At 58.9% G+C, this 12,839-nt stretch carries 14 protein-coding genes; 7 read left to right on the top strand and 7 right to left on the bottom strand.

The features are described from left to right. Nucleotides 1-972, top strand: a complete 972-nt coding sequence (gene nrdF, locus JL05_RS09550) for a class 1b ribonucleoside-diphosphate reductase subunit beta (RefSeq protein WP_004928917.1) — start codon at nt 1-3, stop codon at nt 970-972. A gap of 43 nt (nt 973-1,015) precedes the next feature. Here nrdF and JL05_RS09545 read toward each other — a convergent pair whose 3' ends face one another. The 5 genes from JL05_RS09545 to JL05_RS09530 form a co-directional block, all read right to left on the bottom strand. Beyond that, nucleotides 1,016-1,303, bottom strand: coding sequence for a type II toxin-antitoxin system RelE/ParE family toxin (locus tag JL05_RS09545; protein WP_033632277.1), 288 nt, complete (start codon nt 1,301-1,303; stop codon nt 1,016-1,018). After that, the gene (locus JL05_RS09540; protein ID WP_033632276.1) at nt 1,303-1,590 is read right to left on the bottom strand and encodes a CopG family ribbon-helix-helix protein; all 288 of its coding nucleotides are present in this window, start codon (nt 1,588-1,590) and stop codon (nt 1,303-1,305) included. The genes JL05_RS09545 and JL05_RS09540 overlap by 1 nt, the downstream gene beginning before the upstream one ends. A 77-nt stretch (nt 1,591-1,667) precedes the next feature. Further along, nucleotides 1,668-1,862: a DUF1289 domain-containing protein gene (locus tag JL05_RS24795; protein WP_072010089.1), complete on the bottom strand. Its 195-nt coding sequence runs from the start codon at nt 1,860-1,862 to the stop codon at nt 1,668-1,670. 64 nt (nt 1,863-1,926) lie between these two features. Next, nucleotides 1,927-2,667 (bottom strand): SDR family oxidoreductase, encoded by a 741-nt coding sequence (locus JL05_RS09535; protein WP_033632275.1) that lies wholly within the window; start codon nt 2,665-2,667, stop codon nt 1,927-1,929. Between the two features lie 153 nt (nt 2,668-2,820). Next, complete coding sequence (locus JL05_RS09530) at nt 2,821-3,765, bottom strand: MBL fold metallo-hydrolase (RefSeq protein WP_033632274.1); 945 nt, start codon at nt 3,763-3,765, stop codon at nt 2,821-2,823. A 206-nt stretch (nt 3,766-3,971) separates the two neighbouring features. Between JL05_RS09530 and JL05_RS09525 the strand changes: the two genes are divergently transcribed. Further along, complete coding sequence (locus JL05_RS09525; RefSeq protein WP_033632273.1) at nt 3,972-4,943, top strand: patatin-like phospholipase family protein; 972 nt, start codon at nt 3,972-3,974, stop codon at nt 4,941-4,943. A 98-nt stretch (nt 4,944-5,041) separates the two neighbouring features. Here JL05_RS09525 and JL05_RS09520 read toward each other — a convergent pair whose 3' ends face one another. Then, nucleotides 5,042-6,397, bottom strand: a complete 1,356-nt coding sequence (locus tag JL05_RS09520; RefSeq protein WP_033632272.1) for a 2-hydroxycarboxylate transporter family protein — start codon at nt 6,395-6,397, stop codon at nt 5,042-5,044. Nucleotides 6,398-6,723: 326 nt separating this feature from the next. Here JL05_RS09520 and JL05_RS09515 point away from each other — a divergent pair, with 326 nt between their 5' ends. Both JL05_RS09515 and JL05_RS09510 read left to right on the top strand, forming a co-directional pair. Then, on the top strand, nt 6,724-8,316 hold the full coding sequence (locus JL05_RS09515) for an ATP-binding protein (protein ID WP_033632271.1): 1,593 nt from the start codon (nt 6,724-6,726) through the stop codon (nt 8,314-8,316). A gap of 32 nt (nt 8,317-8,348) precedes the next feature. Beyond that, nucleotides 8,349-9,035 (top strand): response regulator, encoded by a 687-nt coding sequence (locus JL05_RS09510; protein ID WP_033632270.1) that lies wholly within the window; start codon nt 8,349-8,351, stop codon nt 9,033-9,035. A 22-nt stretch (nt 9,036-9,057) separates the two neighbouring features. Here the strand turns inward: JL05_RS09510 and JL05_RS25325 are convergent, their stop codons facing one another. Then, on the bottom strand, nt 9,058-9,315 hold the full coding sequence (locus JL05_RS25325; protein ID WP_135638569.1) for a hypothetical protein: 258 nt from the start codon (nt 9,313-9,315) through the stop codon (nt 9,058-9,060). Between the two features lie 126 nt (nt 9,316-9,441). Between JL05_RS25325 and proV the strand changes: the two genes are divergently transcribed. From proV to proX, 3 genes are all read left to right on the top strand, one after another. Then, a complete protein-coding gene (gene proV, locus JL05_RS09505) occupies nt 9,442-10,644 on the top strand; it encodes a glycine betaine/L-proline ABC transporter ATP-binding protein ProV (protein ID WP_033632269.1) in 1,203 nt (400 codons plus the stop codon). Further along, complete coding sequence (proW, locus tag JL05_RS09500; protein WP_004928897.1) at nt 10,637-11,743, top strand: glycine betaine/L-proline ABC transporter permease ProW; 1,107 nt, start codon at nt 10,637-10,639, stop codon at nt 11,741-11,743. The genes proV and proW overlap by 8 nt, the downstream gene beginning before the upstream one ends. A gap of 69 nt (nt 11,744-11,812) precedes the next feature. After that, nucleotides 11,813-12,814: a glycine betaine/L-proline ABC transporter substrate-binding protein ProX gene (proX, locus tag JL05_RS09495; protein ID WP_004928894.1), complete on the top strand. Its 1,002-nt coding sequence runs from the start codon at nt 11,813-11,815 to the stop codon at nt 12,812-12,814. The last annotated feature ends 25 nt before the right edge of the window (nt 12,815-12,839 follow it).

The raw sequence follows: 12,839 nt of genomic DNA, 5'->3' as shown, positions 1-12,839 counted from the left end.
ATGACGACCGTAACATCGGCGCCGCTGGTGCGCGCCATCAACTGGAACATCATCGAAGACGACAAGGATCTGGAGGTGTGGAACCGCCTGACCTCCAACTTCTGGCTGCCGGAGAAGGTGCCGCTGTCCAACGATATCCCCTCCTGGGCCACGCTGACGCCGAAGGAGCAGCAGCTGACCATTCGGGTGTTCACCGGGCTGACGCTGCTGGACACCATCCAGAACACCGTCGGCGCGCCGGCCCTGATCGCCGATGCGCTGACGCCGCACGAAGAGGCGGTGTACTCCAACATCAGTTTTATGGAGGCGGTGCACGCCCGCTCTTACAGCTCAATCTTCTCCACCCTGTGCCAAACGCCGGACGTGGATGACGCCTATCGCTGGAGCGAGGAAAACCGCGCGCTGCAGAAGAAAGCCGGCATCATTCTGGCGCACTACCGCAGCGACGATCCGCTGTTGAAAAAAGTCGCCAGCGTGTTCCTCGAGTCGTTCCTGTTCTATTCGGGCTTTTACCTGCCGATGTACTGGTCCAGCCGCGCCAAGCTGACCAACACCGCCGATCTGATCCGCCTGATCATTCGCGACGAAGCGGTGCACGGCTACTATATCGGCTATAAGTTCCAGAAAGGGCTGGAGAAGGTGGACGCCGCGCGGCGCCAGCAGGTGAAAAACTTCGCCTTCGATCTGCTGCAGGATCTGTACGACAACGAGGTGCGTTACACCGAGGAGCTGTACGACGGCGTCGGCTGGACGGAAGACGTGAAGACCTTCCTGCACTACAACGCCAACAAGGCGCTGATGAACCTCGGGTATGAAGCGCTGTTCCCACCGGCGATGGCGGAGGTCAACCCGGCGATCCTGTCGGCGCTGTCGCCGAACGCCGACGAAAACCACGATTTCTTCTCCGGTTCAGGGTCGTCTTACGTCATCGGCAAGGCGGTCAACACCGAGGATGAGGACTGGGATTTCTGAGGACATGACAACGATACCGGTCTTTCAGGCCGGTATCGTGCATTCAATACCCTTGTTCTTTCTGACTGCGGATCGCCAGAACAAATGCCGTATCGATATCAGGGATATATTTGTAGAGCGCCAAATAACCGCGAGCTTGCTGCCCAATAATCAATTCACGCAGCCCTGCGCCAAGGGACCGTCCGATCAATGGATTATGTTCCAATACCGCAACCGCCTGGATGATTTCCTGAATGCGCCGCCCTGAATCCGCGGCAGCATACTGAGCCAAATGAGCGAGAATACGTTCTATATCATCCCTGACCTCTGGCGCCAACTCGACATTTGCCATCAGCGCCCCAGTTTTTTAACGGCAGGTTTAACCGCAGCGGTGTTACCCGCAGCGTAATTTTCCAAATAACCGCGCATCTCTTTCCAAGAAACCGTCTCTCCCGTCGCAATTATCTTGGCATAGCGTTTTTCCGCTTCATTCTCAAAGTCGCGGCGCAACTCTTCTTGCTGCGTTTTCTCCGTTATTGCCTGCAAAATAAAGCTGTGAGACGTCACGCCAGTCTGCTCGGCGACGGCGGCCACGCGGGCTTTAAGCTCATCTGGAATACGGATGGTCGTCGTAGACATAAGCGCTCCCAACGTCGGTCTGTTACATGTAGCTCAATTGTGCTACACGAAGTCTGACAGCGCAATAACACTGAGGATTATTTCACCCATTGACGCAACTCTAGCCGCCGCCAAATAGCGCGTTTCTCCGTGTCGCTGGCGGTCGGCCAGGCGGCGATCTCCGCCCGCGTGCGCCGGCATCCGCGGCACTGCTGGGTTTCGTCGTCGATCCGGCACAGGCTGACGCAGGGCGATCTGACGCCAGGATAGGATTGCTGAGTGTGGCCCGCCATACGTTGCCCTTGATGTGATATGTTCCGCCACAGGATACCCGATCCGGCGGCGGCGCGTCGCCAATCAGATGATGCCGCCGTTGGCGCGTAAGGTTTGGCCATTGATCCAGCCGCCGTCGGCCCCGGCGAGAAAAGCCACCGCCGCGGCGATATCCTCCGGCGTGCCCAGGCGCTCCAGCGGCGCCATCTTCGCCAGCCGCTCGATAAGCTCCGGGGTTTTGCCGTCGAGGAACAAGCCGGTGGCGGTCGGCCCCGGCGCGACGGCGTTCACCGTGATATTGCGGCCGCGCAGCTCTTTCGCCAGCACGCTGGTCAGCGCTTCGATCGCCGCCTTGCTGGCGGCATACATGCCGTAACCCGGCTGCAGCAACCCCACCACGCTGGAAGAAAAGTTGATGATGCGGCCGTTGTCGCGCAGGCGCTTCGCCGCCTCGCGCATCGCATTGAAGCTGCCTTTCAGGTTGATGTCGAGCAGGCGATCCGCGTCTTCATCCTTCATGTCCGCTATCGGCGCCAGCGCGATCACCCCGGCGTTATTGACCAGCACGTCGACGCCGCCAAACGCCTGTTCGGCGCTGTCGAACAGCCGGGTGACCGCAGCCGCATCGCTGACGTCGGCCTTGACGCTCAAGGCGCGGCCGCCGCGCTGTTCTATCTTGCGCACCAGCTCATCGGCCGGCGCCGGGTTGCCTGAATAGTTGATGATGACGGTAAAGCCATCGGCGGCCAGACGCTCGGCAATGGCCGCGCCGATGCCACGGGATGCGCCGGTGACGATGGCGACAGGAGGCGTTTTCTGGTTCATCGGGAGATCCTTAAAGAAAGCAACGGGCAGAGCGTTAATCATGCACTGTTTATCACGGCGAATCAGCCCCGCTTTTCTGGCATCATAATCCCAAATTATCGAACAATGCCGCTGGGCTCTATTCGATGGCCGCCCAACGGGCGGCCATGTCCATTACAGCGCGCCGTAATTCAGCGGCACCCAGGTGTAACCGTCGCCCTGGCGGTTCAGATACCCCAACCCCGGGAACGACAGGTGTGCGCCGCCGACCAGCTCGTTCTGCCGCGCGCTGTCGCCAAATATCCGCAGCCGCTGAGCGACCGCCGCCTTAGCGTCGCTGTCAAAGCTGATAGCCACCTTAGGATGCGGCAACTGCACCGCCGCCACGTGGATCAGATCCCCCAACAGCAACAGCTTCTTGCCCTGGCTGGTCACCTGATACACGCTGTGCCCCGGCGTATGGCCGTGAGCGGCGAAGGCGGCAATGCCCGGCGACAGTTCGCCGTCGCCGCTGAACGGCTTAAAGTGGCCGGTCGCCTGGTACGGCTTGATCGCCGCCTGGGCCCGTTCGAAGTTGCTTTTACTCTCTGCTTTGGCCTGTTTCAGTTGGTCCGCGCTCAGCCAGAAGTCCGCGTCCTGGCTGGCGGCGCGCACCACCGCATTGGGGAATGCCGCCTTGCCGTCGTGCGTCAGGCCGCCGAGGTGATCCGGGTGCATGTGGGTCAGGTAGATTTCATCCACCTGCTCCGGCTGGTAGCCCGCCGCGCGCAGGTTATCCACCAGCTTGCCCAGGCCGTCGCCCAGCAGTTGGCCGGCGCCGCTGTCAATCATCACCAGCTTGTCGCCGGTGTTGATCAGATAGGCATTGACCGAGGTGACCACCGGCAGGCTTTGATGCCGCTCGGCCAACCCGGCGGCGATCTGCTGCGGCGTACTGTTCAGCAACAGCTTGTCCGCCGGCAGGCGAATGATGCCATCGGACAACGCGGTCACTTCAAAACTGCCCAGCATGATGCGGTAGAATCCCGGCGTCGGGGTTTTGGCCTGCGGCGCGGCGGCCCCGGCCTGTAATGACATAACGGCCAGCGCCGCGCCCAGCAGACAACGTTTCCAGAACATGATGACTCCTTGCGAGAATTGAACAGCGCTAAGTATTGACGCAAAAAGCCCGATGCGCCTGTTTAATAAATGCCTTTGATAAATATATAAATAATATATTTATTGTGAATAATTTTGTTTGCCGCCCCACACAACCCCAATCAATATTTTCTCGTTCGCCACTTGGTTATTTTCCTTACTCCCTAAACCACGAGTAAGGAAATAACATGAGCTATCAATTCGAAAACCTGGTCTTTGAAGGCGGCGGCGTAAAAGGCATCGCCTATGGCGGCGCGCTGGAACTGCTGGAAGCCAAAGGCATCATGCCGCAGATCAAGCAAACCTCCGGCGCCTCGGCGGGCGCCATCGCCGCGCTGCTGGTCGGCCTGGGCTGCAGCTCGGCGGACGTCACCAAAATTCTGTCGGCGATGGATTTTAAAAAATTCCTCGATTATAACGGCGGCTTTTTCGGTACGATCCAGGACGCCTATCGCCTGTTCAATCAATACGGCATCGCGCCCGGCGATTATTTCTATCAATGGTCGCGCGATATTATCAAGCAATATACCGGAAACCCGGATATTACGTTCGAGCAGTTCGAAGCGATGAAGGCGGCGAAAGGGTTCAAGTCGATTTACTTTATCGGCGCTAACCTCAACAGCGGCCAACGCGAAGTTTATTCGCACCGCACTACGCCGCGCATGAAAGTAGCGGACGGCCTGCGCATTTCGATGTCGTTCCCGTTCGCCTTCGTAGCGAAGAACAATACCCTGGGCGATCTGTGCATCGACGGCGGCATGATCGACAACTATCCGGTGCGTCTGTTCGACTATGACTTCTCCGCCACGCCGCCTTACATCGACAGCGCCAGCCAGCGCATCAACACCCGCACGCTGGGCATTCGCCTCGACTCCGCCAGCGAAATCGCCCAGGCCGCCGGCCAGGCCGGCCCGCGCACGCCGGTCAACAACCTGTTTGATTTCACCCTGGCGGTGGCCAACGTGATGCTGGACATCCAAACCAAGGTGCATCTGGACAGCGATGATTGGAAACGCACCGTGTATGTCGACACGCTCGACGTCGGCACGCTGGAGTTCGGCATCAGCGAGGAGAAGAAACGCGCGCTGATCGAATCCGGCCGCCGCGGCGTAGAGCGCTACTTCGCTTGGTACGACGCCGCCATGAAACAGGCGGCATAACCGGCGTTTCCCCTGCCCGCGCGTCTGGCCGGCGCGCGGGCAAAAAAAATCCCCGCGGGGGCGGGGAAAGGCAAAGTAACGCTAAGGATTTATAGGAGTTATACGAAGAACTTGGCCAACACCAGCAGCGACAGCGAGACGTTGATAGCGCCACCGATACGGGTTGCGATCTGGGCGAACGGCATCAGCGACATGCGATTGCCGGCGGTGAGGATCGCGACGTCGCCGGTGCCACCCTGCCCGCTCTGGCAACAGGAGACGATCGCCACGTCGATAGGGTGCATGCCGATTTTCTTGCCGACGAAGAAACCGGTCGCCACCAGCGCGCTGACGGTCGTGACGATCACGATCAGATTCTGGACGGTGAACGCATCCACCAGCTCCTGCCACGGCGTGATGGCCACCCCGACCGCGAACAGGATCGGATAAGTCACGGCGGTGCGGAAGAATTTGTACACCACCTGCGAACCTTCCTGAATGCGCGGCGACACCCCGTGCGCCAGCTTCACCGCTACGGCGGCGAACAGCATGCCCACCGGCGCCGGCAGGCCGATCAGACGGTGCAGCAGCATGCCCACCATATACAGCAGGATAGCCAGCAACGCGCCGCAGGCGATGGTGCTAACGTCCACCTTGCCGCTGATTTTTTCCACTGCGTTCATGTTGCTGTCGCCCTGCTTGCTCGGCATCAGGTTGCCTTCGCCGGTCAGGTGCGGATAACGCTTGCCCAGCTGGTTGAGCAGGCCGGCGATGACGATAGCGGTCAGGCTGCCGAGCATCACGATCGGCAGAATGCGCCCCAGCGCCACGCCCTGCTCCATGTGCAGGATCGCCGCGTAGCCCATCGACAGCGGGATCGCCCCTTCACCCACGCCGCCGGCCATGATCGGCAAGATCAGGAAGAAGAAGATCTGGAACGGCTCCAGGCCCAGCGCCATGCCGACGCCCATCCCCACCAGCATGCCGACGATCTCGCCGCACAGCATCGGAATGAAGATGCGCAGGAAACCCTGGATCAGCACCTGGCGGTTCATGCTCATGATGCTGCCGACGATGATGCAGCAAATGTAGAGATAAAGAATGTTGGTCGATTTGTAGAACTTGGTGGTCGACTCCACCACCACCTCCGGCAACAGGCCATAGTGCACCAGCGCGGAAGGAATAAAGGTGGCGCAGATCGCCGCCGCGCCCATTTTGCCGATCAACGGCAGGCGTTTGCCGAATTCGCCACAGGCGAAACCGAAGAACGCCAGGGTGGCCACCATCACCACGATATCGCTCGGCAATTTGCCTTCCAGGCAGTCGAGCAGAATCAATACGCCGGCCAGAATAAAGAACGGTAACGGAATAATCCCTACTTTATAATTGTCCAGTATCCGCCACCATTTCTCACGCAGAGGAATATCGGCGGTCTTGTCTTTGGCTACGAGGTAAGAATCATCTGTTGTGCTCATAATCTGGCCTCTTATTAGTTTGTTCAGCCATCATAGAGAAGCGCACGGATTATCTGCTGTGATTATGTTCAAAGTTAAAAAGGGTTTTTAATGGTGGTTATGGTTTCTATGGGGTTAATTAAGATTATGTAAAAACTGGCGTGGTTTTAATGGTGTTAATACCGTTTTTATTTTAAAGCTTATCAATTTTATCGCAGGCGAACAATTCTCGTCCGGTTCACTCTAATCCCGTGTGAAGGATCACAAGTTGATCGGGCGCAATATTACAGACCCCGCTTCTCGTGATAGGGTAAGGCTTCAGGATCTCTTTACGGTGAAGCTCCGCCATGCGCCTCAAACTCTCATTTCAAATCAAGCTGTTTCTGTGCCTGGTGGCCTTCTCCTGCCTGCTGCTGACCTGTATCGGCGCCTACACCTATTACCAGTTGGATGCGCAGCTGCACCGCGATCTCGGCGCCCGCGCCCAGGTGCAGGCGCGGGAAATCGCCCTCATTCCTTCGCTGGTGGACGCAGTGGAAAAACACGACGCAGCCAGAATTGCCGCGCTGATGAAAAAAATCCGCGCCAGCAGCGACGCCAGTTATATCGTCATCGGTGATAGTCATGCCCGCCACCTTTATCATTCCGAATACGAAGGCCGCTTGGGCACGCCGATGATCGGCGGCGATAATAAAGAGGTGCTGGAAGGGAAAAGCATTATTTCCATTCGCAAGGGCGGCATTGGCGTTTCATTGCGCAGCAAGGCGCCGATCCTGGATGAAAATAATCACGTGATCGGTATCGTTTCCGTCGGCTATTTGAAATCGCACATAGATAATTTAAATGCCAGGACGTTGACGCAAATTATCGGCTCCATCGTCCTGCTGCTGATCGCCCTGTTCGTCTTTTCCTGGCTGCTGTCGAAAAACCTCAAGCGCCAGATGTTCTGGCTGGAACCGAAAGAGATCGCGCTGCTGGTGCGCCAGCAAAAAGCGCTGCTGGAAGCCATTTATGAGGGCGTGATCGCCATCGATCCACAGCTGCGGATCATCACCATCAACCATGCGGCGCGCGAGCTATTGGATCTGCACCAGCCCGCCGCCAGTTTGCTGGACCGGCCGATCGGCGACGTGATCCAGGCGCAGCCGGACTTCTTCGCCGCCGCGCAACTGGGCCAGGATACGCACGACGAGGTGTGCCGCTTCAACCACGTGCGGGTGATCGCCAGCCGGGTGCGCATCATGCAGGAGCAGGAGCTGCAAGGCTGGGTGATCAGCTTCCGCGACAAAAACGACATCAATACCCTGAGCAGCCAGCTCAGCCAGGTGAAACGCTATGCCGACAACCTGCGCATCATGCGCCACGAGCAGCTGAACTGGACCGCCACGTTGGCCGGTCTGTTGCATATGCAGCGCTACGACGAGGCCATCCGCTATGTGGAAGCCCAATCCGAGGGCGCGCAGGAGATCCTCGATTTCATCTCGCAGCGCTTCAGTTCGGCGGCGCTGTGCGGCCTGCTGCTGGGCAAATATTCCAGCGCCAGAGAAAAAGGCATCGAGCTGCGCTTCGATCCGGCCTGCCAACTGCGGCAGATCCCGGCGGCGCTGAATGAGACCGAACTGATGTCGATCGTCGGCAACCTGCTGGATAATGCGGTGGAAGCGACGCTGCACTGCCCGGCGCCGCACGACGCGATCGAACTCTATATCAGCGATGGCAGCGGCGAGCTGGTGATCGAGGTGGCGGATCGCGGCACCGGCATCGCCGAGGAGATTCGTGATACGCTGTTTGAACAGGGCGTCACCACCAAAGCGGATAAAAGCGACCACGGCATTGGCCTGCATCTGGTCGCCAGCCACGTGGCACAGGCGCACGGCAGCATAGAAGTGTCGGACAACGAGCCGCACGGCGCGATATTCTCTATATTTATCCCTAAATAAAACCCATAACCCGATTTTTTGAGCACCCGATTATGTCACACCTAACACTGGACGTTCTGATCGTGGAAGACGAGCCGCAACTGGCGACGCTGCACGCGGAGTTCATCGAGAAAAATTTCAACCTGCGGGTGGTGGCTTACGCCGCCACGCTGGCCGAAGCGCGGGCCAAAGCCAACGAGCATCAGCCTCGGCTGATCCTGCTGGATAACTTCCTGCCGGACGGCCAGGGCATCGAGCTGATGGAAGAACCGGCGGTGAAGAATCCCGCCTGTTCGGTGATCTTCATCACCGCCGCCAGCGACATGCATACCTGCAGCCAGGCGATCCGCAACGGCGCCTTCGATTACATCATCAAACCGGTGTCCTACAAGCGGCTGCGCAATTCGCTCGAACGCTTCATGCAGTTCGTGCAGACCCAGCGCACCTTCAAGATCATCGATCAGGACAACGTCGATGCGCTGTATAACCTGCAGTCGAAACAGTTCTCCAGCGAGCCGAGCGCCAAAGGCATCGAAACCAACACGCTGGAGCTGGTGCAGGCGCTGTTTATCGCCCAGCCGGCGGTGGCGCATGCGGTGGAAGACGTGGTTGAGCAAGTCGGCATCAGCAAGACCACCGCCCGCCGGTATCTGGAATATTGCGTCGCCACCCAGTTCGTGCGGGTGGAGATGCTGTACGGCAATATAGGCCATCCGCGGCGGCTGTATCGCAAGGCCTGAGGCTGCCATCTGGCTGTCATACTCAGGCGATAACATGACGCTCGACGATATCCCCCTCGATATCGGCACCTGTCGTTAAAACTGATGAAATACTGATGACTTTTGCCCGGCCTCTGGTCGGGTTTTTTATTATCCGAACGGCAGGCGCGGCGCCAAAATATCTCTCTGCGCCACACCGTATTATTTTCCAAAAAACCAAACCATTATGCCGAATAATGGCCGTCAATTTTGAGTCACGGGCCAAATTACCATAACTAATTAAAACCTTGATGTAAACCACTAATATCCCATTTAAATGACATTGAGGGTTGTCTCAGATATTCACTGTGTTAGGGTAAAAAGCTCTTTTATTTTGCTAAGGACAGCCCATAACGCGTTAATTAAACCAGAGGAAACAGCAAATTGCATGGCAATTAAACTCGAAGTAAAGAACCTGTATAAGATATTTGGCGAACACCCGGAACGCGCATTCAAACTGCTGGATAAAGGTCTGACAAAAGATCGGCTGTTTGAAAAAACCGGCTTATCGCTCGGCGTAAAAGACGCCACTCTGGCCATTGAAGAAGGCGAGATATTTGTCATCATGGGGCTCTCCGGTTCCGGCAAGTCCACCCTGGTACGCCTTCTCAATCGTCTGATAGAACCCACTCGCGGTCAGGTGCTGATCGACGGTGAGGACATCGCCAAAATATCTGACACCGCACTGCGCACCGTGCGGCGAAATAAGATCAGCATGGTATTCCAGTCATTCGCGCTAATGCCGCACATGAATGTGCTGAATAACACCGCTTTCGGTATGGAATTAGCCGGCATACCGCTGCCGGAGCGCCAGGAAAAAGCGCTGGATGCCCTGCGTCAGGTCGGGCTGGAGAATTATGCGCTGTCTTATCCGGATGAATTATCCGGCGGTATGCGCCAGCGCGTGGGATTAGCCCGCGCCCTGGCCAATAACCCGGATATATTATTGATGGACGAAGCCTTCTCGGCGCTCGATCCGTTAATTCGTACCGAAATGCAGGATGAGCTGGTGAAATTACAGGCTCAGCATCAGCGCACCATCGTGTTTATTTCCCACGATCTGGACGAAGCGATGCGCATTGGCGATCGCATCGCCATCATGCAGGGCGGTGAGGTGATCCAGGTCGGCACGCCGGACGAGATCCTGAACAACCCGGCCAACGACTATGTGCGCACCTTCTTCCGCGGCGTGGACATCAGTCATGTATTCAGCGCCAAGGATATCGCCCAACGGCGCCCGGTGACGCTGATCCGCAAAACCCCCGGTTTTGGCCCCCGCTCGGCGCTGCAGCTGCTGCGCGATGAGGACCGTGATTATGGTTATGTTGTTGAACGCGGGAAGAAATTTATCGGCGTGGTGTCGATAGAGTCGTTGAAAAAAGCGCTATCCGCCAATCAAACGCTGGACGATGCCCTGCTCGAGGCCCCCGCCGCCGTGCCGGCCGACACGCCGCTCAGCGATCTGATTTCCCTGGTCGCCCAGGCGCCGTGCGCGGTGCCGGTGGTGGGCGAAGAACATAACTATCTCGGCATCATCTCCAAGGCCATGCTGCTGCAGGCGTTGGACAAGGAGGGCTCAACCAATGAGTGATACCACGCAAACCCAAGATCCCTGGGCTACCGCACCGGCCGATACCGGCGCCGCACCTGCCAGCGATGCCGCCGCCAACGCCGGTGACGCGTGGTCCAGCGCGCCGCCGCCGGCCGCACATGACGCCGCCGGGCAAAGCGCCGATTGGCTCAGCGGCGCCCCGGCGCAGCCGGAGCACTTCAGCCTGCTCGATCCGTTCCACAAAGCCTGGGTGCCGTTCGACACCTGGGTCACGCAAGGCATCGACTGGCTGGTGCTGCACTTCCGCCCGCTGTTCCAGGGCATCCGCGTGCCGGTGGACATGATCCTGAGCGGCTTCCAACAACTGCTGCTGGGCATGCCGGCGCCGATCGCCATTCTGGTGTTCTCGCTGCTCGCCTGGCAGGTCTCGGGCCTCGGCATGGGCGCCGCGACGCTGCTCTCCCTGATCGCCATCGGCGCCATCGGCGCCTGGTCGCAGGCGATGGTCACGCTGGCGCTGGTGCTGACCGCGTTGTTCTTCTGCATCCTTATCGGCCTGCCGCTCGGCATCTGGCTGGCGCGCAGCAAGCATGCCGCCAAGGTGATTAGACCGCTGCTCGACGCCATGCAAACCACTCCGGCCTTCGTCTATCTGGTGCCGATCGTCATGCTGTTCGGCATCGGCAACGTGCCGGGCGTGGTAGTGACCATCATCTTCGCACTGCCGCCGATCGTGCGTCTGACCATTCTCGGCATCAAGCAGGTGCCGGAGGATCTGATCGAGGCCGCCGAATCCTTTGGCGCCAGCCCGCGCCAGCTGCTGTTCAAAGTGCAGCTGCCGCTGGCGATGCCGACCATCATGGCCGGCGTTAACCAGACGCTGATGTTGGCGCTGTCGATGGTGGTCATCGCCTCGATGATCGCCGTCGGCGGCTTGGGCCAGATGGTGCTGCGCGGCATCGGTCGGCTGGACATGGGCCTGGCCGCCGTCGGCGGGGTCGGCATCGTGATCCTGGCGATCATTCTCGATCGCCTCACCCAATCGCTGGGGCGCGATCGCCGCAGTAAAGGCATCGGCCGCTGGTATCGCCGCGGCCCCATCGGGTTACTGACTCGCCCGTTCATCAAGCAAGCCTGACGCTTTTCCCGCCGGCGGCTGCGGCCCCGGCGGGCTATGACACCACCACATCGAAAGAGGGGAAACACTATGCGCACCACGGGCATCTGGGCTCTCGCCCTGACGACGCTGATTGGCTCACAGAGCGTGAGCGCGGCAGATTTACCCGGCAAGGGGATCGCGGTACAGCCGGTGCAAAGCACCATTTCCGAAGAGACTTTCCAGACGCTGCTGGTCAGCAAGGCGCTGGAAAAATTGGGTTACGACGTGAAAGAACCGCGTGAAGTGGATTACAACGTCGCCTACACCTCGATCGCCTCCGGTGACGCGACCTTTATCGCGGTCAACTGGGATCCGCTGCACGCCGATCAATACAAGGCCGCCGGCGGCGACGCCAAGTTCTACCGCGAAGGCGTCTACGTCAACGGCGCCGCGCAGGGCTACCTGATCGACAAGAAAACCGCCGAACAGTACCACATCACCAACGTCGAGCAGCTCAAGGATCCCAAGATCGCCAAGCTGTTCGACACCAACGGCGACGGCAAGGCCGATCTGACCGGCTGCACCCCGGGCTGGGGCTGCGAAGCGGTGATCAACCACCACATCAAGGCCTATGGCCTGAGCAACACCGTCGAGCACAATCAGGGCAACTACGCGGCGATGATCGCCGACACCATCACCCGCTACAAAGAGGGCAAACCGGTGCTGTATTACACCTGGACGCCGTACTGGGTCAGCGATGTGATGGTGCCGGGCCGCGACGTGGTCTGGCTGCAGGTGCCGTTTTCCTCCCTGCCGGGCGAGCAGAAAAACGTCGACACCAAACTGCCTAACGGCGCCAACTACGGCTTCCCGGTCAACACCATGCGCATCGCCGCCAACAAGCAGTGGGCCGCAGCCAATCCGGCGGCCGCCAAGCTGTTCGCCATCATGAAGCTGCCGATCGCCGACATCAACGCGCAAAACCTGCGCATGCATGAAGGCCAGGCTTCGGAAGCCGATATCCAGAACCACGTTAACGGCTGGATCAAGGCGCATCAGGCCACCTTCGACGGCTGGGTGAAAACCGCCGCCGCAGCGGCGAAGCCGTAACCGTTCAGGGGCGCCGCCTTTGCCG

Origin of the sequence: Serratia nematodiphila DZ0503SBS1 (assembly GCF_000738675.1) — a bacterium.
In the GTDB taxonomy this organism is placed as follows: domain Bacteria; phylum Pseudomonadota; class Gammaproteobacteria; order Enterobacterales; family Enterobacteriaceae; genus Serratia; species Serratia nematodiphila.
This window is presented reverse-complemented; position numbering and strand designations above follow the sequence as displayed.